Here is a 22,957-nt window from a genome sequence, read left to right as displayed (position 1 = left end):
GATCAGCTCGGCGTTGTTGTACGAGATATCGTACGCGAAACAGCCGAACAGAACGACAATGACCGTCAGAGCTTTCATGAGAGTGATGATCAGCACGCGGAAGTTAATGAAACGTTAAAGAGCGTCCGTCGAGCCGTCTACTCGGCGGCTTCGCGCCCGAATTGAAGCTCGGCGAGGTGCGCATAAATCCCGCCTCGGCGGACAAGCTCGACATGCGTCCCGGCCTCGACGATCCGCCCCTTTTCCATGACGAGAATGCGGTCGGCCTTCTGAACAGTCGCGAGTCGATGCGCGATGACGATGCTCGTCCGGTCCTTCATCAGGTCTTCGAGCGCGCGCTGCACAGCCCCTTCGCTCTCGGCGTCGAGCGCGCTCGTCGCCTCGTCGAGCAGCAGGATGGGAGCATTTTTCAAAATGGCGCGTGCAATGGCAATCCGCTGGCGCTGCCCGCCCGAAAGCGAGGTCCCGCGTTCGCCGAGCTTGGTATTGTAACCGTCCGGAAGGCGGCGAATGAAGTCGTCCGCCTGGGCCGCCGTCGCAGCCCGTCGAACTTCCGAAAGCGTCGCTCCCGGCGTTCCGTAACGGATGTTCTCCGCGACCGTGTCGGCAAAGAGAGCAACGTCTTGCGGCACGAGCGCAATGAGACGGCGCAGAGCGGCGACGTCGGCCTCTTTGACATTTACGCCATCGACGCGAACGACGCCTTCGTTGGGATCATAGAAACGAAGGAGCAAGTTGAAGATCGTCGACTTGCCCGAACCCGAAGCGCCGACAAGCGCCAGCGTCTCGCCGGTATTTGCCCGAAACGATACGCTATCGAGCGCCTTCTCGGCGGGGCGCGTCGGATAGGTGAAGCTCACGTTCTCGAATGCGATGGTGCCGGTTGAAGGTTCGGGCAACGGCGTTGGATGCTCGGGGGAACGGATATCGGGTACCGTCGCCATCATTTCCGAAAGCCGCTCGGCGGCGCCGGCAGCCTGGCTCATCTCGCCCCACACTTCCGAAAGTTCGGCCAGCGCGCCGGCAGCAAAGAGCGCGTAAAGAACGAATTGCCCGAGCCGCCCGCCGGTCATATCGCCGACAATGACCTCGGATGCGCCATACCAAAGCACACCCGTGACGCTCACGACCGTGAGCATGATAGCGACGAAGGTCAGTGCCGCGCGGGCCAGCATCCGCCGCCGCGCTGCTGCGAACGTCCGCTCGACGGCGCGCGCAAAGCGATCGGAAACCGTCTTCTCGTTCACGTACGCCTGCATCGTCCGGTAGGCGCCGAGGTTTTCCGAGGCGTAAGCCGAAGCCTCGCCGAGCGTATCCTGAGCCTGCCGCGACAACCGCCGCACGACCCGCCCGAATCCGACGAGCGGCAGAACGATGATGGGAATGGCCAGGAACACCAGTGCCGACAGATTGGGGCTGGTGATGAACATCATGACGAGCGCGCCGATCAGCATGATCGCGTTGCGCGCCGCCTGACTGAGCGCCGTCCCGGCGACGGCCTTGATCTGCGTGGTGTCCGCCGTCAGCCGGCTCATGATCTCGCCGGAGTGATTGAGATCGAAGTAAGCGGGGCCGAGCTTTGCGAGCTGCGCGAAAACCTTGGCTCGAAGGTCGGCAACGACCCGTTCGCCGATCCAGTTCACGAAATAAAAGCGGGCCGGGCTCGCGATCGCGATGACGAGGCCGATGGCGATGATCGTCAGGAAGTAGTTGTTGATCAGCGTTGAATCGTTGCCGCCAAAACCGTTGTCGATCATCCGGCGGACAGCAAGCGGCACCGAAAGCATCGCAATCGCCGAGACGACCAGTGCGATGATCGCGCCCCACAGGGCGCCCTTGTGACTGAGGATCAGCGGCTTCAGCGTTAAGAGCGGCTTGAGCGCCAAGCGCCTCGATTGCCGCGTGTTTTCATCGTCGGGCTGGGCCCGTTCCGAGCCCTGATCTGCTACGTCGCTGCTCATCGGCCTTTTTTGGTCCAAAGCTTGGGGAAACAAGATATTTCAACCCTGAAGCCGGCCCGGACCATGCCCCACCGGGCAGCCGGGCTCAAGAGACAATGGGCCGCTTTTTGGCCCGGAAGGCTTACAGTTTCCTCAGGTTAGACCCGACTTGAGGCCGTTATCCGGCCTTGTGCGGCAGGCTTATCTCGGCTAAAGAACGCGCCAATTCAGTCCCCTCTGCACATACCGGGGCCGAAGCTCGTTGGAGCTTCGCCGTGAAAATCGCATTTAAGACGGACACAAGGCCATGAAGAAAGACGCCGACCTTCACCCGGATTACCACCAGATCAAGGTGGTGATGACGGACGGAACGGAATTCACGACCTATTCGACCTACGGCAAGGCCGGCGACACGCTGGCGCTCGACATCGACCCGAAGACGCATCCGGCCTGGACCGGCGGCGACGCGAAGTTGATGGACCGTGGCGGCCGCCTGTCGCGCTTCAAGAAGAAGTTCGAGGGCATGTTCTGATCGCCAAAGGCGTCGAACGCACTCTCTGGAAAAGCAAAGGCCCGGTCTCGCGACCGGGCCTTTTGCGTTCGGACTGACTTTGAATTCAGCTGAATTTGACTGAAAATGCGCGCTCGAGCAGGCCCACCTGCTGTGCAACCGGATTGACGGCCGCTTGCGGCGTCTCGGCAGCGGAAGGCTTCGCCAACACGCGATCGAGCTGCGAGATACGATCGTGAAGCTGGAAGCTCTCTTCGATCAGGTTCTGCAAACCTTGCGGAAGGTCGGTATAACCTTTGACATGCGACGGGCGGCCGAAAGCCTGTAGCTTCACGCGGCGGCGCTTCTTCTGAGCCTCTTCATCGGTGATCTCACCCTCACGCAGCGCGCGCCGGATCAAGAGCCACGAAGCAAGGTCGAGCAGCCGAGTTGTAAGCCTCATGCTTTCGGTGGCATAGAGCACCCCCACGCCGCCTACGAGATCCTTGGCCTCTTTCCGCCCCGGTCCATCAAGGTAGCTCGCCGTGCGCTCGACGAGCGCCATGCCTTCCTTGAAGATGTGGTCAAACTGCTCGGAGGACTGAAACCGCTCACCGAACGAGACCGTTGTGGCGCCGCCCGCAGGCGCGCCGTCCACGCGATATACGTTACTCATGACCCTCAACGATACAAACGCTTACCCGTCCGCAACTGCTACCACGAACTGACATTAGTGCACCATAGTTAAGAAGAATGCCCAAAACGGGGCATCTATCCCCACTTCCGGCGAACCTCCTGTGGACAATGCAAAAAAAGAGCCGCCCTCAAAGAGCGGCTCGAAGGTCAACAGTGAGGCGTCAACAAGCGGCAGAGGGGCCGCTTTTATCCAGATGGCCTGGATCGAGGCTCAAAATGGCCCGATATGCTTAAAGTTCAGTTAAGTGAAACCGTCCGCTCACTGTTCCAACGTTAGCAAATCGAAACATCGCGCCGAATTGATCCGATCCCAAAATCGGACACCGCAAAGCGCATTTCAAAATAGATGCTTCAGAGCCGCTTCACGACTTGAAAAGCGCACGCGCGGCCGCTTCGTGCTGGCGCTTGCGATCGAGTTCCACGTTCACGCGCGCGATCTCCGCGTTGAGGTCTGCGATCCGCTTTTCAAGCTCCGCGACCGACAGCGTTTCGAGGTTATCTCCGATAGCCGCGCCGCTCGGTTTCTTTCCCGGCATCAGATCATCGAGGTCCATGACTGTTCCTCCAACTTTTCTTTTGTCGCTCAGCTTATTTGAGACGCGAGGGGGCGTCGAGAGTTGGCCGCCACCACGCGCGCAACGCTTGCCCCGCTTGGCGTCCCAGTGCATTCCTCTCGGCTATCTTCAATGAGAAAGCGAGCGAGATGAGTCTCCCGACATCGATGAAAGCCGTTGTGATCGTGGGATCGGGCGGTCCCGACGTGCTGAGCTTGACCGATTTGCCGGTGCCGCAGCCCAAAGCGGGCGAAGTCCTGATCAAGGTTGCAGCTGCCGGAGTAAACCGGCCGGACGTGCTGCAGAGGCAGGGAAATTATCCTCCGCCCAAAGGTCACTCGGAACTTCCGGGCCTCGAAGTCTCAGGAGTCATTGCCGCGCTTGGCGAGGGAGCTGGCCAATTCGCCGTTGGCGACCCGGTCATGGCTCTTGTTCCGGGTGGCGGATACGCCGAATTCGTCGCCGTGTCCGAGCTGTGCTGCATCAGAAAGCCGGAGGCGATCTCATTCGTCGAAGCGGCAGCGATCCCCGAAACCTTCTTCACCGTCTGGCACAACGTGTTCGACCGCGGCCACCTCAAGGCTCGCGAGAAATTCCTGGTCCATGGCGGCACGAGCGGCATCGGCGTCACCGCCATCCAGCTCGCGAAGGCATTCGGAGCAACCGTCTTCACGACCGCCGGCTCGGATGAAAAGTGCGAAGCCGCCCGCGCCCTCGGCGCCGACGTCGCCATCAATTACCGGTCAGAGGATTTCGCGCAGGTGATCAAGAACGAGACCGCAGGTAAGGGCGTCGACGTCATCCTCGACATGGTCGGCGGCGATTACATCGAGAAGAACATTCGCTCGCTCGGGGACGATGGCCGCCTCGTCAACATCGCCTTTCAGAAAGGATCGACCGCGACGGTCGATTTCATTCGCGTGATGCTGAAACGGCTGACCCTCACCGGATCGACGCTGCGCATTCGTACCTCCGAGGTGAAAGGCGAAATTGCCCGCAGCATCGAGGAGCACGCTCTGCCGCTCATCGTCTCCGGCAAGATCAAGATACCGATCGACAGCACCTATCCCCTCGCGCAGGCGAGCGAAGCGCACGCACGAATGGAGAGCAGTGCGCACATAGGCAAGATCGTGCTGACCGTCGCCTGAGCGGCCAATCGAGCGATCAGCCTACCACACCAAACTTTGCATGAGAGCGACCGGCTGCGGCGCACCCGCTGGGAAAAGCCGCCCGGCCGCTCCCGTGAGAGATTCGTCAGAGCCGACGTAGATGCCGCTCGCGATGAAGACCGAACGAATGCCAAACCCTGCCGCGCCCGCGATGTCTGTCGCGACGCCGTCGCCAATCGCGAGCACACGGTCCTTGGGAACCGGAACTCCGCGGATATCGGATCCCGTACGCAGCGCCAGATCGTAAATCGGCTGATAGGGTTTTCCGGCATAACTCACGTTGCCGCCCAGCGCCGCGTACGCGCTCGCGATCGCACCGGCGCAATAAATGATCCGGCCGCCGCGCTCGACCTTCAAGTCGGGATTGGCGCAGACCATCGGCACGTTGCGCACCTTGAGCTTCTGAAGCAGCTCCGAATAATTTTCCGGCGTCTCGGTTTCGTCGTCGTAGAGTCCCGTGCAGACGGCGACATCCGCATCGTCCGCGGACGCTCCAGGCGTTGCGCCAAGTCCGGCGAAGATCGGCAGATCGCGCGACGGCCCGATGTGCAGGATAGGCCGTCCCGCCCAAGCTGCGATGAGGCTGCGCGAGACGTCGCCCGAACTCACGATGCCATCGTAAGCGGAGCGCGCAACACCGATGCCATCGAGCTGACGGATCACGCTGTCATGCGGACGCGGCGAGTTGGTGACGAGAAGCGCAGTGCCGCCCTGCTTTCGGAAAGCTTCGCAAGCCGCAACGGTCGATGCAAACGGCCGAACGCCATTGTGCAGCACGCCCCAGATGTCGACGAACCAGAGGTCGGACGAGGCAGCGAGCGGAACGATGGAAGAGAAGAGCGGAATGGCAGACATGCGGACCTTGCCCGAGGCCCGTTGTGCGAAATGCGATATGCGATATGCGACCTCGATTTGCGGCCTATAAACGAGCAGGAGCCGGACTGTCATCCGGCTCCGTCGTCACAGTCAGCGTGGTTCCGGCTGGTTACGCCGCCGCCGAATGCTTGGCCGGACGGCTCCCGTCGATGTTGACCTGGCGAGGTGCTCCAAAGAGCGGACCCTGGCCGAGCAGAATGCCCGCATCGAGCAAGCGCTTCTGCATCGCAGCATCCGTGATACCGCTCGCGATGACCGAGAGTCCCGCCAGCGTCACACGTTGCAGGATTTCATCCGCCGGCACAAAGCGGTCGCGCGACGTCATCCCCTCAAGCAACGGCTGTGCGCCGAACCTGACGAAGCGGAAGCCGGCTTGCTGGAGCGCAGCAAAATCCGTCCCCATGTGCGTCACCTGATCGAGCGCGAGGCGGAAGCCGAACGAATGCATGTCGCGCAGCGCCTGCCATGCGGCCGGAGTGAATTCGTCGATCGAGCGTTGCGAGAACGTCAACACGAGCTGTGCGGAAATTCTCGGCCGGACTTCGTAGGCGTGAGCGAAGGATTCGAGGAACGTCCTGCTCGTGACCGACGAGCCGAGAAAGCTCGTCAGTAGCGAACCGGCCCTGTCGCGCGCATCCATCCGTGACGCGAGAGCGGCGGCGCGATTGAGACGCGAAATGTCGAAGCGCGTATCGAGATCGCCGCCGACCAGCGAGAAATCTTGCTCGCTTGCGTCGTGTGGTTCGCCGGAGGCCGAACGCAGGTTAGCCGTCATTTCATAATGGCTGACGGAATGCTCCGCGATTGTCACGATCGGCCCGAGCGTCACGTCGATCGCGTCCTCTTCGATCGCGCGAGCGATCGAGGCGACACGCGGCGGCAATTCGGGAGTAGACGCCGGTTCGGCACTGAACTCCAGGATAGGCAGTTCAGGAAGCGTCAGCTCTGGAAGCGGCGAAGCTTCACGCTGAATGCTGCCCGGATTTGCACGCTCCATCTCAGCAAGGCTCATTCCGCTTAGATTTGGCTCATGGCGGCCCAATTCAGCGTCAGCTTCCTCTTCGCGGAACGTAGCGTCGTCGACGGAATCTTCCGGCTCGAAACCGGCAATGCGCTCCGCAGTTGCCGGAATGACGAGTTCTCCGAGACCCTGCGACTGAACAGGCTCCGCCGGTGGCGAAACCGGTGCTGGTGCAGCTGCCTGCATCGGCGGTGCGCCCGGCGACATCGAAGGCGCCGGCAGCGAAGCCGGAGCCGAAGCAGATTTCGAAGCCGGTTTGGCCGCATCAAGTGTTGGAAGGAAATCGCCGAAGCCCGCGGGCCGCTGGCGCATGCTGGTTGCAACGGCTCTCAGCGCACCGATGGAATCTTCGAGCGCGCTTGCACTCGGCTTCGGCAGCTCATGCGCACGCGAAGACTTCGGCGCGCGCAACGCCTCGGCAGCGTTCACCTCGTCAGCGAGTTCCTTAATCTTCCGCTGCACCAGCTCGAGATCGCCTTCGATCGTCATCGCAACGTCGCCCTTCGGCACGTTGGCCGAAGCAGACCAGCCCGGAGGCGGTGTGACGCCCTTTACCGGCGGCTGCTGCGGCTGAACATCGACGCGCCGCCGGAATGACCAGCGCTCGCGACCGGTTTCGGGAACCGGCCTTTCGCTCGCCGGTGCCGCAAAGACCGGTCGGCCCTTGGGCTCGGCAGTGGGTTTCGCGGAAACCGGTTCAGCGGCGGACTGCATCGGCGCATGCGGCGCCGAGCGGCCTGCCCTGTCGGCGTCAACGGACGCAAGAGGCCGGGCACTCGAAAGACCGGCTGTGCCGTGAGGCGGCTGAGGCGCGCCGGCTGGCTGCGCCGGAGCCGCCGGTTCGGAGCGCGGAACCAAATTGCCGATATCGCGGCTAAGTTCGCGAATGCGCGATTCCGGCGTGCTCGAAGCTGCCGGTACATTCACGGCTGACGGCGCATTCGGAGCTGACGGAAGCGACGGACCGGGCGCGGCCACCGCTGGCGCCGGACGCGCCGATGAGATCTTCTGCTTCGCTCCGTTCGGCTTCACGTCAAGGCGCGCCTGCGCAAACTCGGCGCGCGCGAGTTCCGCCTTGAGCAGCGCAATCTGCGCCGATTTCTGAACCTGCTTATGAATGAGCATCAACAGCGACAGCGCAACGACGCCAGTCGCAATCGAGATCGGCATCGAAAGGCCGAGCTGCGAAAAGCACATCATCGTAATCGCCGCGGACACGATCAGGATTGATGCAACGATAAGCCCGTCGCGCGATCTGGGCTCGCGCGGCGCGTCGGCGGCCTGACCGGTAGCCGGACCGATCGATGGCTCCGCGGGGCTATTCGCCAATCCATTCGTCGGGCCGTTCGCAGGGCCAACCATTGGACCTCGCATCGGCGCGGACCCGGTGCCCTGTCCGGGACCTTGCCCCGCGCTTTGAGAGAGAGCCTGCGACGGCGCAGGCGTGTCGGATTGATCGACACTTGCTTGCGGCTTTGAATTGTCCTGCTTTGTCATGGTGTTCCAGGCTGCCTTCGATTCGTCTTGCCTCAACCTTCGCAGACACATGAAGGGAAGCAATGTGCCGGCGGCCGCTATCACCACCTTTTCGCGCGGCATCGCCACAACCAAGCAAATCATAACCCCGCCGGGGCCCGCCGGTCACATGATTCTATGCTTCGAACATATCGCCGGCGGCGGTGCATAGCCGCAAAAGCGCCCTTGACCCGTCTCCCGCAAACCCGAATCGGCGCGCTGTTTAGATCTCGTTAGGCGAATCGGCGTGCTATTATCCGACCGACGGCGCCTCTCGCGTTTGTTGGTTTAGCGTATGTCTGGAGGGGAAGAGCGCATGTACATGGATCGAGTAGGTGCCAGCGTCGAAAGTGAAGTCTCGAGTGAGCTTGAGCGCGCGCGCATCCTGATCACGGGCCTGACTGGCATCGCCGGCGTTGACGTTGCACGAGCCTTCGCAGATCTGAAAGCCCGGCTCGTTGTCCATACGACCGACCTTTCCCCCGAGCTGGTCGAACTCGCAGCCCTGCTCTCGCAGAGCGCCAGCGAAATTCGCCTCCACACCCTCGACATATCGACGGCCGATTGCGCCGCGAAATTCGCGCAGACGTCGGCCCAGGCTTATGGCGGCCTCGATGTTGCGATCAACATGGCGACGATCTCTTCCACCGAAATCCAATCGATTCGTGGCGAAGGCGATCTCGAAGCCCTCGTCTCGACGAAGCTCGCGCCGCTCGCACAGCTGACGCGCGTCATCGCCAACCGCATGAACCTCGTACTGAGCGAGGGCATGGTCCTGAACGTCTTGAAAATGCCTGAGCCGCAAGATCGCCGCTCGGCCGCTGTCGCCGGTTTTGCCCGGACGGCACTGGCCGCGATGATCGCGAACGAAGCGCGCGAATGGGCGGGTAAAGGCATCCGCATCAACGGCGTCGGCCCGCGCGCCTTCTATGATGGCAGCCGCTCTGGCGCTTATCTCACGAACGAGCCGGACGTGGCCACTTTAGCGCTCCACCTCGCGTCGCGCCGGGGACGCTCGCTCTCGGGTCACGTCTTCGATGCAGGCGGACTCGACTTCTAAGCTCGCCTCCGGCTTTCTGCCCCTATACGGGCCGATCGAGCCTTGAACGGGCCGCTCGATTGCATTTGATCATCGAACCGCCGATGATTAGCCCTCTCTCGGGAGAGAGAGACGAATGGACATCCGCCAGCTTCAATATCTGGTCGCCCTCGCCCGCGAAAAGCATTTCACGCGGGCGGCCCAGGCTTGCAACGTCACCCAGCCGACGCTCTCTGGGCGCATCCGCCAGCTCGAGCTCGAACTCGGCGTGCCGATCGTCGAGCGCGGCCAGCGTTACCAGGGCCTGACCCAGGAAGGCGAGCGCGTCCTCAAATGGGCGCAGCTCATCCTCAACAACTGGGCCTCGATGCATCAAGAGCTGGCGCACCTGGCGATCAGCGATTTTGGCCTGACCGGACGGCTGACACTCGGCGCAATACCGTCGGCGTTGCCGATGCTCCCCTACCTCACGCGCGACATTCAACGCCTGCACCCGCAGATAAACTTCACGATCATGTCGATGAGCTCCGAGGAAATTCTCCGCGGGCTCGAGGACTATTCGATCGACGCCGGCATTACCTATCTCGACAACGAGCCGATCAACGGCCTCGTCGCGACGCCTCTCTATGTCGAGCACTACTGTCTTTTCATCCCCGATGGCCACGTCTTCGCCGATCGCGAGACCGTGACGTGGCGCGAAGCCGCCGAACTGCCGTTGGGGTTGCTGACTTCAAACATGCAGAACCGGAGAATCATCGACCGGGCCTTTCGCGATGCCGGATGCCGCCCGGCGCCCGCACTCGAAACCAACTCCGTGATTAACCTTTATTCGAATGTCAGGCTGATGCAGCTCGCCAGCGTGATGCCGCATTATCTTTTGGATCTGCTCGGCAACAACGGTGGATTGAGAGCGATTCCCCTCGTTGAACCGAAAGTCGCGCACAGCGTAGGCCTTGTAACCCAGAACCGCGATCCTGTCGCACCCCTTGTTCGAGCGTTTCAGGCGGCCGCCGCTAAATTTTCAGTAAACATTATTTCCTGAAGAGAAATAAACACTTAGCAGCCCGTTTTTGCCTCAAACTGTGAGTTTCACCTCAGTTATTGCGCTGCTTCATAGGTGACATCTATGACGAGATCGGTCATATCGATTTGAATAATGAGACCGGATGACACACTTAACGTCACGCGGCAAAGTGGTTTTCGGGATCACCGTGGCCGCCAACAAAACACTGAGGAAACGCCACACATGGCGAAGAAAGCCGTAAAGCAAACGAACGGCTCGCGGGTAGACCAATTCCCGGCCCCGACCCCTGCTGAGGTCGCGGCGCTGGCGTCATGCGCACGCCACGGAAACAAGCCTGACGAGCTTCTTGAGATCTTCCACGACTTGCAGCACCAGCTCGGCTACGTGCCGGACGCAACGTTGCCGGTCATAGCCAAGGCATTGAACCGCTCGCGCGCCGAAATTTACGGCGTGCTGACTTTCTATCATGAATTCAAACGCCATCCGGTCGGCAAGCACGTCGTTAAGATCTGCCGCGCCGAAGCCTGCCAGTCGATGGGCACGGACGCATTGTGCCAGCACGCTGAAAAATCATTGGGCACGTCGCTCGGCGGCACGACGGCTGACGGAATGGTCACCATCGAGCAGGTTTTCTGCCTCGGCAACTGCGCGCTCTCGCCCGCCATCATGGTCGGCGAAAAACTTTACGGCAAAGTCGATCCTAAACGTTTCGATGAGATCATCGGCGGACTCGAGAAGGAAGCCGCGGAATGATCAAGATCTTTGTACCACGCGACGCAGCGGCCCTTTCTGTCGGCGCCGATGAGGTTGCAGCCGCAATCGCCTCCGAAGCGAAGAAGCGGAAACTCGAAGTCGAGATCGTCCGCAACGGTTCGCGCGGCATGCTCTATCTCGAGCCGCTCGTTGAGGTGACGACTGCGAACGGCCGCGTCGCCTATGGCCCAGTTGCGCCAAGCGACGTGGCGAGCCTGTTCGATGCAGGTTTTCTCGACGGCAAGGCCCATGCGTTGGGCCACGGCCTCACGGAAGAAATTCCATATTTCAAAAATCAGGAGCGGCTGACGTTCGCGCGCTGCGGCATCACCGATCCTCTTTCGATCGAGGACTATCGCAGCCACGGCGGTTTCGCCGGCTTGGCGAAAGCCCTCCAGATGAAGCCGATCGACATCGTAACGGAAGTGACGACGTCGGGCCTTCGCGGTCGCGGCGGCGCCGGCTTCCCGACCGGCATCAAATGGAAAACGGTTCACGATCTCCCGGCCGGTGAAAAGTACGTCGCCTGCAACGCCGACGAAGGCGACAGCGGCACCTTTGCCGACCGCATGCTGATGGAAGGCGATCCATTCTGCCTGATCGAAGGCATGACGATCGCGGCCATCGCGGGTGGCGCCCAGAAGGGCTACATCTACGTCCGCTCCGAATATCCGCACTCGGTGCACGTCCTGCGCGAAGCAATCGAGATTGCGCGTCGCGCCAACTGGCTCGGCGACAATATTCAGGGAACAAAGCATTCCTTCGATCTATTTGTACGTATGGGTGCAGGCGCCTACATCTGCGGCGAAGAAACCTCCATGCTTGAAAGCATCGAGGGCAAGCGCGGCATTGTTCGTTACAAGCCGCCGATCCCCGCAATCGAAGGCCTGTTCGGCAAGCCGACGATCATCAATAACGTGATGAGCTTCGCGGCCGTACCGATCATCATCGACAAGGGCGGCGAGTTCTATCGCGACTATGGCGTCGGACGCTCGCGCGGCACGCTGGCGTTCCAGATCGCAGGCAACATCAAGCAGGGCGGTCTCGTCGAGAAAGCTTTTGGCGTTACGACGCGTCAGCTGATCGAAGACTGGGGCGGTGGCACGGCGACTGGCCGTCCGGTTCGCGCAGTCCAGGTCGGCGGCCCGCTCGGCGCCTACATCCCGGAATCCAAGTTCGACGTTTCGATGGACTACGAGGAATTCGCCAAGGTCGACGCGATGGTCGGCCACGGCGGCCTGGTCGTCTTCGACGACACTGTCGACATGGCCAAGCAGGCCCGCTTCGCGATGGAATTCTGCACGATCGAAAGCTGCGGCAAGTGCACGCCCTGCCGCATCGGTTCGACGCGCGGAGTCGAGGTGATCGACAAGATCATCGACGACGTCGATCGCGAGAAGAATTTAGCCCTGCTCGAAGATCTTTGCGTGACTATGGCCGACGGCTCGCTCTGCGCAATGGGCGGTCTGACGCCGTTTCCGGTCATGAGTGCGGTTCGTGGTTTCCCCGAGGACTTCCACAAGCCGTCGCCGAATAAGTTTCTCGCGGACGCTGCAGAGTAATTTCAGAATTAGAATCCTCAACGAGGACGCTCGATGAACCACCACGTCAAGCCGATGACCCTCATCAAAGAGATCGACTACGGCACGCCCAGCCCAGAGATCACCGATGCCACCAAAATGGTGACGCTCGAGATCGACGGCCAGGAGATCACGGTCGCCGAAGGCACGTCGATCATGAACGCCGCGATGCAGCTCGGCATCCAGATACCGAAGCTCTGCGCGACCGACAGCCTCGACGCCTGGGGCTCCTGCCGCCTTTGTCTTTGCGAAATCGAAGGCCGCAAGGGAACGCCCGCATCTTGCACGACACCCGTCGCGCCCGGCATCAAGGTCACGACGCAGAACCCTCGCCTCGCGAACATTCGCCGTGGCGTCATGGAGCTCTACATCTCCGACCACCCGCTCGACTGCCTGACCTGCGGCGCCAACGGCGACTGCGAGCTGCAGGACATGGCGGGCGCCGTTGGCCTCCGCGAAGTGCGCTATGGCTATGACGGCGAAAACCACGTTTTCGCGAAGCGCGCCGATGGCGAAGCGAACGATCGCTTCAAACCGAAGGACAGCTCGAACCCCTACTTCCAGTTCGACCCCGCGAAGTGCATCGTCTGCTCGCGTTGCGTCCGCGCCTGCGAGGAAGTGCAGGGCACGTTCGCACTGACGATCGACGGCCGCGGCTTCGCTTCGCACGTCTCGGCCGGCATGGACGAAGAATTCCTGGCCTCCGAATGCGTCTCATGTGGCGCCTGCGTGCAGGCCTGCCCGACCGCGACACTGATCGAAAAGTCGGTGCTCGACCTCGGCCAGCCCGAACACTCCGTCGTGACGACTTGCGCCTACTGCGGCGTCGGCTGCTCGTTCAAAGCCGAAATGCGCGGCGAGGAAGTCGCGCGCATGATGCCGTACAAGGATGGCGGCGCCAACGAAGGCCACTCGTGCGTTAAGGGCCGCTTCGCCTTCGGATATGCGACCCACAAGGATCGCGTGCTGACGCCGATGATCCGCGAGAAGATCACCGATGAGTGGCAGGTCGTGTCGTGGGACGAGGCGATCAACTACGCCGCAAAGCGCCTGAAAGATACGCAGGCGAAGTACGGCAAGGATTCGATCGGCGGCATCACGTCGTCGCGCACGACGAACGAAGAAGTCTACGCCGTCCAGCGCATGGTCCGCGCCGCCTTCAATACGAACAACATCGACACCTGCGCCCGCGTCTGCCACTCGCCGACCGGCTACGGTCTGAAGCAGACGTTCGGTGAATCCGCCGGCACGCAGGACTTCAAGAGCGTCGACAAGACAGACGTCATACTTCTCGTCGGCGCGAACCCGACCGACGCGCATCCGGTCTTCGGATCGCGCATGAAGAGGCGCATCCGTGAGGGCGCCAAGTTGATCGTCGTCGATCCCCGCCGCATCGAACTCGTCCGCTCCGCGCACGTCGAAGCTGCCTATCATTTGCAGCTCCAGCCTTCGACCAACGTCGCGATCATGAACGCCATTGGTCACGTCATCGCGACCGAGAACCTGATCGACCGCAAGTTCGTCAAGCGCCGCTGCGAGCCGACCGACTTCTATCGCTGGGAAGAGTTCATCAAGCAGCCGGAGAATTCGCCGGAAGCACTCGAACCGATCACCGGCGTTCCGGCACTGCAGGTTCGCGAAGCGGCCCGCCTCTATGCCACCGGCGGCAACGCTGCGATTTACTACGGCCTCGGCGTCACCGAGCACAGCCAGGGCTCGACGATGGTCATGGCGATGGCCAACATCGCGATGGCGACGGGCAACATCGGGCGCGAGGGCGTCGGCGTGAACCCGCTGCGCGGCCAGAACAACGTGCAGGGCTCGTGCGACATGGGCTCGTTCCCCCATGAGCTGCCGGGCTACCGCCACGTCTCGGTTCCCGAGACCCGCGCCGTCTTCGAGAAGGAATGGAACGTCAAGCTCGCAGCCGAGCCTGGCCTTCGCATTCCGAACATGTTCGACGCCGCCTCCGACGGATCGTTCATGGGCCTCTTCATCCAGGGCGAGGACATCGCCCAGTCCGACCCGAACACGCACCACGTCGAACACGCGCTGTCCTCGATGGACATCGTCATCGTGCAGGATCTCTTCCTCAACGAGACGGCAGCGTTCGCGCACGTGTTCCTGCCCGGCACGTCGTTCCTTGAAAAGGACGGCACCTTCACCAACGCTGAGCGCCGCATCAACCGCGTGCGCAAGGTGATGCGCGAGAAGCAGGGAATGCCGGAGTGGGAAGTCGTCTCCCGCATCGCGACCGCCATGGGCCACCCCATGCGGTATAACAATGCGGCCGAGATCATGGACGAGATCGCTCGCCTCACGCCGACGTTCGAGGGCGTTTCCTTCGATCGCATCGATGAGCTTGGCTCGATCCAGTGGCCGTGCAACGAAGAGCACCCGACCGGCACGCCTGTGATGCACACGGAAGAGTTCACGCGTGGTAAGGGTCGCTTCATGCTGACGGGCTTCGTCCCGACGGCGGAACGCTCGAACCGCAACTTCCCGCTCATCCTGACGACCGGGCGCATCCTCGCGCACTACAACGTCGGCGCCCAGACGCGCCGCACGGACAACGTCGCATGGCACCCCGAGGACATCCTCGAGATCCATTCGAGCGACGCCGAACTGCGCGGCATCAAGACCGGCATGAAGGTGTCGCTCGCGAGCCGCGTCGGCGCCACGACGCTGACGGCCAAGATCTCCGACCGGATGCCGCCGGGCGTCGTCTATACGACGTTCCATCACCCGGTCACGGGTGCCAACGTCATCACCACGGACAACTCGGACTGGGCGACCAACTGCCCCGAGTACAAGGTGACGGCGGTGCAGGTGACCGTCTCCAACCACCCGTCCGAGTGGCAGGAGGAATGGCAGGAGCGTGAAGTCGAGAACAAGCGCATCTCCAAGGAAAAGAAGCTGGAGCCGGCCGAGTAATCTCGACCTCCCAGCCTGGAGTTGAATTGCGATGAATGTCGTGCCGAAGGACGTAAAGCAGCCTCAGGGTGGAGCGGAGCTTTGCTCGCGCCCCGCCGTAGGCGAGCTGCAGACGGCCTCCGGCACGCAGTCCGTGACATGGCAGCTCCCCGAGGAGGTGCCCGTCGCGCTGCAGATCAACTCCGAGCCCTACACGGTCATGATGTCGACGCCGGCGGATCTCCGCGATTTCGCCGTCGGCTTTCTCGTCGGCGAAGGCATCGTCCCGGATCCCTCCAAAATCCAAGGCATCCTCGTGATGCCGGTCGAAGGCGGCATGGCCATCGACGTCGCTGTGCCTGACGCCGCGATCGAAACATCGCGTCTTGCGCGCCGCGCCATGGAGGCCCGCACGGGTTGCGGCCTATGCGGTGTCGAAGACATCGAATCCGCCGTCCGGCCCTTGCAGCGGCTTGGCCGGACATGGTCGCCAAGTCCTGACGCGATACGGCGCGCCGAGCGGGACCTTTTCGATCACCAGCCGATGAACCGCTTCAACCGGTCGGTTCACGGCGCAGCTTGGGTATCGAAAGACGGCGTGATCCGCTTCGTCCGCGAGGACGTCGGCCGCCACAACGCTCTCGATAAACTCATCGGCGCCCTCTACACGCAAGGCATCGACCGGACGGACGGTTTCGTCCTGATGACGAGCCGCTGCAGCTTCGAACTGGTGCAGAAATCAGTCACAGCGGGCATCCAGGCTCTGGTGACAGTCTCCGCGCCGACCGTCCTCGCCCTCGAACTTGCCCAGAAGGCCGACCTCTTTCTGGCGTCTCGCGGGCCAGGTGGCCCCGTCGTATTCCATTCCTGATCAACGCAATCCAATCTCAATCGAGAAACCTGATGCAAGCTTCTGATCTCGTCCGCATGGCCAATCAAATCACGGACTACTTCGCCGTCTACCCGAAGGCCGAAGCTCTCGACGGCATCTCCAAGCACATCCATGCCTCGTGGGAGCCGCGCATGCGCAACGCTCTGAAGGCTCACATCGATGCCGGCGGCGAAGGCTTGTCGCCGCTGTTTCTCGAAGCGATGGCCGATTACTTCAAGGGCCCGAAATCGCCGGCAAAGGCAGCGGCGCGCTAATAGGACGTGCCGTCCTTGTGCGTGAAGAGCCAGCGTCCGTCCGCGCCAAGACGTGCTTCTAGATCGTCGGCAGGGTAAGTCCCGGTGTCCCCCGGCGTGCGATCCCCGACCTCGAGATAGACGACGTCGCGATCCGTTCGGTTGACGAGGTGATGCGCCACGCCCGCCGCGGGAAAGCCCGCGCACATGCCCGGCGCGAGTTCGATCTCACCCGCGTCCGTAATCAGCGTCGGCCGGCCTTCGAGGATATAGACGAATTCGTCCTGCTTGCTGTGGCGATGAAGAAGCGCGGATTCCCCGCCCGGCCAAAGTCGCGTGAGATTGACGCCGAAGTTCTTGAGCCCGAACTGATCGCCAAGTGCCCGCTTCTCCCGCTTCAGCATCCGGGAAAAGAACGGCTCGGGATAATTCGAGGGCTTCGTTCTTGGTGGAACCGCGGCCGCCTCGACCGCCAACGGAAGTCCCCTGCTTTCCGCAGACATTTTTGTCTCCGCAATGATTATCGCCCGGTACGTTAGCAGCCCTCCAACAAAAAAGGGCGGTTCGAACCGCCCTTTTCCATTCCAATCTGAAATGGCCCTTACTCAGCCGCCGCGCGGCTGGCAGCGAGGACTTGGTCCTTGAGCCGCCCGGACACTTCCGACAGATGATCGAATCCGAAGGTGAACGAGCCGACACCGGCCGTCGCGGACCTCAGATCAATGATCAGGTTATCCATCTCCGCTTCCGGAATATGAGCCTGGATCAAATCCCATCCCGGCCATTCCGGACGTGCGTCGAAGCCGAGGATCTGGCCGCGCCGCTGCGAGATGATGCTGTTGATCCGCGCATTGGACTCCGACGGCACCGCGATGGATACGGCCATGATCGGCTCGAGCAGAACCGGATTGCACTTCGGCAACCCTTCCGTCATGGCGAGCCGCCCCGCTTGCCGGAAGGCCATGTCGGAGGAATCGACCGAGTGAAACGACCCATCCGTCAGCGTCACCGCAACGTCGACGACGGGAAAGCCGAGCGGACCTTCGGTGAGGTAATCGCGCACGCCGATTTCGACCGAGGGAATGAAGTTCCTCGGAATGGCCCCGCCTGTGATCGTCTCGCTGAAGGTAATGCCGCCGCTTCTCGGTAGCGGCTTGATGTCGAGCTTCACATCGCCGAACTGGCCATGCCCACCCGACTGCTTTTTGTGCCGTCCGCGAACTTCAGTCGACGACCGGATCGTTTCCTTGTACCCGACACGCCGCTTCTCGCGCACGACTTCGATGCCGTACTTGCGCAGCAGCCGTTCGAGCGCCACCCGAAGGTGCATCTCACCCTGCCCATGCAGCAGAATTTGATGCATCTCGGCATTGTGTTCGAGCAACAACGACGGGTCTTCGTCGACCAGCTTGGCAACGGCGGACGAAAGCTTCACCTCGTCTTTGCGATCCTTGAGGCCGAGCCCAATTGCGAGCGCCGGTTGCGGCGCCTCCGGTACGTGCAGTTGCGCGATCGCCGTCTTGCCGACCGCGATCGTCTCGCCCGAATGAATCGAATCGAGCCGTCCCAGCGCCACCGTATCGCCTGCTTTGGCAGGCCCACGCTTGATCGCCTCTTCGCCGCGTATGGTGAAGATGCCGGCGACGCGCTGCTCGTGCCCGCTCGCACCTGTCACCGTCGCACCATCGGCGATTTCGCCCGCTAAAACGCGCGTATACGATAATTTTCCGCCCGCCTTCGTATGCACGCTCTTGAAGACGTACGCCGCGGATTTGAGACCATCGAGCTTCAACCGCTTCGCCGTATCCTCGACGGTCGGACATTCATGACGAAGCGCCTTCAGCAGCCGAAGGATTCCGTGCCCGTGCTCGGCTGAGCCGATGAGGACAGGACATATCAAGCCATCGCGAAGCTCCTTGGAGAGGTCGTCGAAAACGCGATCGTTCGGCGGCGGAATGTCCGCTAGCAACTGCTCCATCAGTTCATCGTCGTAATCAGCGAGCTTCTCGAGCATCTGGAATCGCGCTTCCTTCTCGCGCGCTTCGATCGCAGACGGCAGCTCGATGATCTTGCTCGATGCATGTTCGCGGTAAACGTACGCGCGCTCCGACGCGAGATCGACGAAGCCCGTTGCAATCCCGTTTTCCCAGATCGGCATCTGGCGCAGCACGAGCGGTTTGGCGCTTGCCGGCTGCAGGCTCGGAATGACGTCGTGAACCGGAATGGGCGAGGTATCGATCTTGTTCAGGAACACGATGTGCGGAACGCCCGCGTCATCGAGTTGCTTGAGAATGACCTGGAGGGCCGAGACGCGTTTCGGATCGGCTTCGCAAACGACGACGGCCATATCGCAGGCAGGAAGCGCGAGTGTGCCCTCATGCGCGAACTCGACGGAGCCCGGACAATCGATAAACGTGAAATTTTCACCAAGAAATGAAGCATCCGCGACGTTGAGACCGACGCTCATCGCGTGCTCGCGGGCCTCTGGCGAACCGTCGCCAACCGTCGAATTTTGTGTGATTGAACCGGCCCTTGAAATGATGCCGGTGCGGGCGAGTATGGCTTCGAGAAGTGTCGTCTTACCGCTGGCGAAGGGTCCGACGAGCGCAACGCATCGCGCGCCTCGGACCCCAGCCCTGGTACTTTGATTGCCATTCCCGCCCTTCGGGCCATCTGAGCTCGTCATGATTGCCTCCGATGTTGCGAGGCGCGCGACCATGCAAGCCGCGCCCCGCACCTCGGAAGAGAGCGGCCAAAGGAATGCTCGCTCCAAAGCGGTAGAGGCACAACGGGAATCACCGCACAGTTTCGTGAAAAATTTATTGCGGCGCGGTAGAATTACTCGATATGCGGGGGTCCATTACTGCGCCGCCAAAGCTACTTCTCGCGATATCCTTCCCGAGGGGGCCCGCAAGACAAAAATAACTTGAATAACTTTAAACTTGTCGCATTGTGAACTCTTCCGGCGTTTCACGCGTTCATAGGGCACTGGCGAGAAATACGGAACGAGCCAGAGGGATATTGGCTCAGGAAATGCGAGGCTGGGTTATGAGTATCGAAACATTGATGTCCGCGGCCAACGCTGCCGGATATGTCATGGCCGCCGAAGAACAACTCCCCGACGCTTTCGGCGCCGAACCTCAGGTGTTTGAATTCAAGTCGCAGCCGCCGACGGCGATCGCGATTTGGCGACCGGTTGTTCCCGCCGTCGATGGCAAGCCGCTCACCGGCCACATCGCCAACGCGTGGGACTGGTTCACCGATCGCTTCGTTCATCACGGCGCAACGCCGGCCTGAGAAGCGAACAACGCCCAGCGCTGAATTTGAAAAGCGCGCGACCAAGGTCGCGCGCTTTTTGTTTTGCCGGTTTTGATCTCAGGCGAGATTTCCGCAGAAGCGCTGAATGCGCGTGCAGGCATCCTTCAACGACTCGGTCGAAGCCGCATACGAAACGCGGAACGACGGCGATCCTTCGAACGCCGCTCCGTGGACAACCGCGACGCCTTCTTCCTCAAGCAAAGCCGTGACGAAATCTTCGTCGTTCTTGATCACCGTGCCCGTTTTGCTCGTCTTGCCGATCAACGCCTTTATGCTCGGATAGACGTAGAACGCCCCCTGCGGCTTCGGGCACTGCAAGCCCTTTGCCTGATTGAGCATGCTGACGACGAGATCGCGGCGCTCGACGAAGATCTTGTTGTTGGCGGCGATGAAGTCCTGCGGCCCGTTGAGAGCTTCGACGCCCGCCCACTGCACGATCGACGACGGGTTCGAAGTCGACTGCGACTGCAGTTTGCGCATGGCATTGATGAGCACTTCCGGACCCGCCGCATAGCCGAGACGCCAGCCGGTCATGCAATAGGCTTTCGACAGCCCGTTCATTGTCAGCGTGCGGTCATAGAGCTTCGGCTCGACTTGCGCCGGAGTCGCGAATTTCAGTCCGTCGTAGAGCAGGTGCTCGTACATATCGTCCGTCAACACCCACACGTGCGGATGCTTCAGAAGTACGTCCGTCAGAACTTTCAGATCGGCAGCCGAGTATGCGGTACCCGTCGGGTTGGATGGCGAATTGAAGATGAACCACTTCGTCTTCGGCGTAATCGCCTTCTCCAGTGCTTCCGCCCTGAGCTTATAGCCGTCTTCGATGGTCGTCTCTGCGAAGACCGGCTTGCCGCCGCCAAGCAGAACGATATCGGCATAGGAAACCCAGCACGGCGCGGGAATGACGACCTCGTCACCCGGATTGAGCGTCGCGAGCAGCGCGTTATAGAGCACCTGCTTGCCGCCGGTCCCGACCGAAACCTGGCTTGGTTTGTAGTCGAGGCCATTGTCGCGCTTGAACTTCGCGGCGATCGCCGCCTTGAGCTCGGGTATGCCGTCGACGTCCGTATACTTCGTTTTGCCCTCGTCGAGCGCGCGCTTCGCAGCGTCCTTGATGTTCTGCGGCGTGTCGAAATCGGGCTCACCGGCCGACAACGAGACGATGTCTCGCCCTTGCGCCTTGAGTTGCCGCGCTTTCATCGAAACGGCGATTGTCGCGGAGGGTTGGATGCGGTTCAGAGTGTCGGCGATGAAGCCCATGTTGGCGTGGCCTGTTATCGGATTGAGTTATCGGGATTGAAATTAAGCGTTTCGCGACGCGAAATAAGCGGCGCGGACCGTAATTGCAATGTTTCCGTGCTGCAAGGCAGCGTTTTCCCTGGAGCGGGACTGCACTGCAACCTCTGATGCGACGGCGCAACAAATGCACCAAAATCATCCCGCGAACGCCATTTGATAAGCTTGCGCCACAATCCGAACCCATGGCCGCCCAGAAGCCCGGTTCAACATTCTCCCACGTGATCTGCTTACCAAGTTGATGACGAGCGGGAGGAATTGAGACGATGCCAGCCAGCGTTCAGCCGGAAGCACGTGCGCGTCGACGGAATGGCGCGGCGAAACCCAAATACCGGCGCCGCCTATGGCGTCCGATAATTGACATTGCCATCAGCGGCTTGGCGTTCGTTCTCGTTTCGACGATGTTCGTGGCGCCAGTCAGTGCAGGCACGAGCCCCGCCGCATTCGCGGGCCTCCAGCTCGCCCCCAGCCCGGCAGCCGTGAAGGCCCTCGCCGAGCCTGGCCCGCTGCCGATCGTCGCCATAGCGACCGCCAGCTCCCCCGCCGATGCGGTCTACCGCCAAACCAGCCAAACGGCCGCCTGGGGATTGCTCGGTGTCGCATTTTCCCTGATGGCCTCACTGAACTTAGCGTTTCTTAGGCATCTTCGCCGAACTTACGCCCCGAATCTTGCCGTTTCCCCCTGTCGGGGTAGGGTATGCGGCTGATGTGGCGTGACGCGCTATTGAATTGCCTTAATCTCGACTGTACCTCTGGAAACGGCGAGCGGGCATCTGCGCCGTTTTCGCCAACCTGATAGGAATGCTGGAGGCCGAAGCATGACGAAGCAGGAATTGAGACCCTTCTGGTTGGGCTTGACGGCCGGCGCTACCGTTGCCGCCATCGCTGGCGCATTGTTTTTCGCCAACAGCGAAACCGTCCTCCGGAAGAGTTTTCAGACCGCCCTCAACAAAACCAGCGTCGAGGCCAAGCAAGTCGCATCGGCCAAAGCCCCGATCTCGGGATCGGAAGACTTCTGGCTGACCGCCATGCGCGACGGCACGGCCCCCGTCACCAAGGCAATCTCTGTCGGCGATCAGATATCGATGAACCTGGGCGGCGTCCGGCGCACGCTCGAAGTCGCAACCGTTGCGGACTTCTCGCCGCAAATCACCCAGATCGACACATCGTCGGGATCAAGCCACTTGGTGCTCGTGACGGCGCGTGATTTGGGCGACACGGCAGCTCGGCCGATCCGGTTCGTCATGGAAATCCAGCAGGGCGGCGCTCCTGTCGTAGCTGGCCGCACCGGCCGCACTCTCTAACGGCTTCGAGTGCCCGCGATGGCGGCCGGTTCTCCGCAAGGGGAGTCGCCATCGCCAACCAAAGCTCACCCTCACCACGGCTGCTGTTCGTTGTCCTGAAAAAATCCGCCGTTCGGCCCCGCGCTGTCCAGCGTCGCGAGCCAAATCGCGGTTTCCGCGCCCTGTTCCGGCGACCGAGGCGCAGCCTCGCCCCCCATGGCAGTCCTGACCCAGCCCGGCGAGCAGGCGTTGACCTTCACGTCCGCGCCGGACGCCCGCGCGAGGTAGAGCGCGAGACCGCCCCAGCCGCTGCCGATGTCGAGTACGCGCTGACCTGGCGCGAGAGCGAGTTTGGCTGCGATGTG

At 61.6% G+C, this 22,957-nt stretch carries 19 protein-coding genes and 1 pseudogene; 11 read left to right on the top strand and 9 right to left on the bottom strand.

All coding sequences use genetic code 11. From position 1 onward, the window contains the following. Positions 1–137: 137 nt before the first annotated feature. Positions 138–1,961, bottom strand: a complete 1,824-nt coding sequence (locus K2Q04_RS17855; protein ID WP_291166062.1) for an ABC transporter transmembrane domain-containing protein — start codon at positions 1,959–1,961, stop codon at positions 138–140. 286 nt (positions 1,962–2,247) lie between these two features. On the opposite strand from K2Q04_RS17855, the gene rpmE reads away from it, so the two are divergent. Next, positions 2,248–2,472, top strand: coding sequence for a 50S ribosomal protein L31 (rpmE, locus tag K2Q04_RS17850; protein ID WP_291166060.1), 225 nt, complete (start codon positions 2,248–2,250; stop codon positions 2,470–2,472). Between the two features lie 85 nt (positions 2,473–2,557). Here the strand turns inward: rpmE and K2Q04_RS17845 are convergent, their stop codons facing one another. Together K2Q04_RS17845 and K2Q04_RS17840 are read right to left on the bottom strand one after the other, a co-directional pair. Further along, positions 2,558–3,106, bottom strand: coding sequence for a DUF1465 family protein (locus tag K2Q04_RS17845; RefSeq protein WP_291166054.1), 549 nt, complete (start codon positions 3,104–3,106; stop codon positions 2,558–2,560). Between the two features lie 382 nt (positions 3,107–3,488). Beyond that, positions 3,489–3,680 carry a DUF1192 domain-containing protein gene (locus K2Q04_RS17840; protein WP_291166052.1) on the bottom strand — a complete coding sequence of 64 codons (192 nt, stop codon included), beginning with the start codon at positions 3,678–3,680 and terminating at the stop codon, positions 3,489–3,491. A gap of 149 nt (positions 3,681–3,829) precedes the next feature. Between K2Q04_RS17840 and K2Q04_RS17835 the strand changes: the two genes are divergently transcribed. Then, positions 3,830–4,828, top strand: coding sequence for an NAD(P)H-quinone oxidoreductase (locus tag K2Q04_RS17835; RefSeq protein WP_291166050.1), 999 nt, complete (start codon positions 3,830–3,832; stop codon positions 4,826–4,828). A gap of 21 nt (positions 4,829–4,849) precedes the next feature. Here the strand turns inward: K2Q04_RS17835 and K2Q04_RS17830 are convergent, their stop codons facing one another. Next, positions 4,850–5,797 (bottom strand): TIGR01459 family HAD-type hydrolase, encoded by a 948-nt coding sequence (locus tag K2Q04_RS17830; RefSeq protein WP_291166048.1) that lies wholly within the window; start codon positions 5,795–5,797, stop codon positions 4,850–4,852. Positions 5,798–5,834: 37 nt separating this feature from the next. Beyond that, on the bottom strand, positions 5,835–8,108 hold the full coding sequence (locus tag K2Q04_RS17825) for an EAL domain-containing protein (RefSeq protein WP_291166047.1): 2,274 nt from the start codon (positions 8,106–8,108) through the stop codon (positions 5,835–5,837). Between the two features lie 475 nt (positions 8,109–8,583). On the opposite strand from K2Q04_RS17825, the gene K2Q04_RS17820 reads away from it, so the two are divergent. The 7 genes from K2Q04_RS17820 to K2Q04_RS17790 all read left to right on the top strand — a co-directional run bounded on the left by K2Q04_RS17820 (position 8,584) and on the right by K2Q04_RS17790 (position 16,716). Beyond that, on the top strand, positions 8,584–9,321 hold the full coding sequence (locus K2Q04_RS17820) for an SDR family NAD(P)-dependent oxidoreductase (RefSeq protein WP_291166046.1): 738 nt from the start codon (positions 8,584–8,586) through the stop codon (positions 9,319–9,321). A gap of 115 nt (positions 9,322–9,436) precedes the next feature. Beyond that, positions 9,437–10,342, top strand: a complete 906-nt coding sequence (locus tag K2Q04_RS17815; RefSeq protein WP_291166045.1) for a LysR family transcriptional regulator — start codon at positions 9,437–9,439, stop codon at positions 10,340–10,342. A 204-nt stretch (positions 10,343–10,546) separates the two neighbouring features. Beyond that, positions 10,547–11,077 carry an NAD(P)H-dependent oxidoreductase subunit E gene (locus tag K2Q04_RS17810; protein WP_092864546.1) on the top strand — a complete coding sequence of 177 codons (531 nt, stop codon included), beginning with the start codon at positions 10,547–10,549 and terminating at the stop codon, positions 11,075–11,077. Next, positions 11,074–12,639, top strand: coding sequence for an NADH-quinone oxidoreductase subunit NuoF (locus K2Q04_RS17805; protein ID WP_291166044.1), 1,566 nt, complete (start codon positions 11,074–11,076; stop codon positions 12,637–12,639). The genes K2Q04_RS17810 and K2Q04_RS17805 overlap by 4 nt, the downstream gene beginning before the upstream one ends. 54 nt (positions 12,640–12,693) lie before the next feature. After that, positions 12,694–15,591: a formate dehydrogenase subunit alpha gene (fdhF, locus tag K2Q04_RS17800; RefSeq protein WP_291166255.1), complete on the top strand. Its 2,898-nt coding sequence runs from the start codon at positions 12,694–12,696 to the stop codon at positions 15,589–15,591. A 31-nt stretch (positions 15,592–15,622) separates the two neighbouring features. Then, a complete protein-coding gene (gene fdhD / locus K2Q04_RS17795) occupies positions 15,623–16,441 on the top strand; it encodes a formate dehydrogenase accessory sulfurtransferase FdhD (protein ID WP_291166043.1) in 819 nt (272 codons plus the stop codon). Between the two features lie 32 nt (positions 16,442–16,473). Beyond that, complete coding sequence (locus K2Q04_RS17790) at positions 16,474–16,716, top strand: formate dehydrogenase subunit delta (RefSeq protein ID WP_291166042.1); 243 nt, start codon at positions 16,474–16,476, stop codon at positions 16,714–16,716. Here the strand turns inward: K2Q04_RS17790 and K2Q04_RS17785 are convergent. Together K2Q04_RS17785 and K2Q04_RS17780 are read right to left on the bottom strand one after the other, a co-directional pair. Further along, a complete protein-coding gene (locus K2Q04_RS17785; RefSeq protein WP_291166041.1) occupies positions 16,713–17,198 on the bottom strand; it encodes a cupin domain-containing protein in 486 nt (161 codons plus the stop codon). The two genes, K2Q04_RS17790 and K2Q04_RS17785, sit on opposite strands and share 4 nt — an antisense overlap. A gap of 98 nt (positions 17,199–17,296) precedes the next feature. Further along, positions 17,297–19,381, bottom strand: coding sequence for an elongation factor G (locus K2Q04_RS17780; RefSeq protein WP_291166040.1), 2,085 nt, complete (start codon positions 19,379–19,381; stop codon positions 17,297–17,299). Positions 19,382–19,743: 362 nt separating this feature from the next. Between K2Q04_RS17780 and K2Q04_RS17775 the strand changes: the two genes are divergently transcribed. Further along, on the top strand, positions 19,744–19,992 hold the full coding sequence (locus K2Q04_RS17775; protein ID WP_092864537.1) for a hypothetical protein: 249 nt from the start codon (positions 19,744–19,746) through the stop codon (positions 19,990–19,992). A gap of 78 nt (positions 19,993–20,070) precedes the next feature. On the opposite strand, the gene K2Q04_RS17770 is transcribed toward K2Q04_RS17775, so the two are convergent. Beyond that, the gene (locus K2Q04_RS17770; RefSeq protein WP_291166039.1) at positions 20,071–21,273 is read right to left on the bottom strand and encodes a pyridoxal phosphate-dependent aminotransferase; all 1,203 of its coding nucleotides are present in this window, start codon (positions 21,271–21,273) and stop codon (positions 20,071–20,073) included. 854 nt (positions 21,274–22,127) lie between these two features. Between K2Q04_RS17770 and K2Q04_RS17765 the strand changes: the two genes are divergently transcribed. Further along, complete coding sequence (locus K2Q04_RS17765) at positions 22,128–22,613, top strand: hypothetical protein (protein ID WP_291166038.1); 486 nt, start codon at positions 22,128–22,130, stop codon at positions 22,611–22,613. A 236-nt stretch (positions 22,614–22,849) separates the two neighbouring features. Here the strand turns inward: K2Q04_RS17765 and K2Q04_RS17760 are convergent. Beyond that, positions 22,850–22,957: pseudogene (locus K2Q04_RS17760) on the bottom strand (class I SAM-dependent methyltransferase); the annotation flags it as partial.

Origin of the sequence: Hyphomicrobium sp. (genome assembly GCF_019753045.1) — a bacterium.
Classification (GTDB): domain Bacteria; phylum Pseudomonadota; class Alphaproteobacteria; order Rhizobiales; family Hyphomicrobiaceae; genus Hyphomicrobium_B.
The sequence above is the reverse complement of the archived record's forward strand: the minus strand, read 5'-3'. Positions and strand labels throughout refer to the sequence as shown.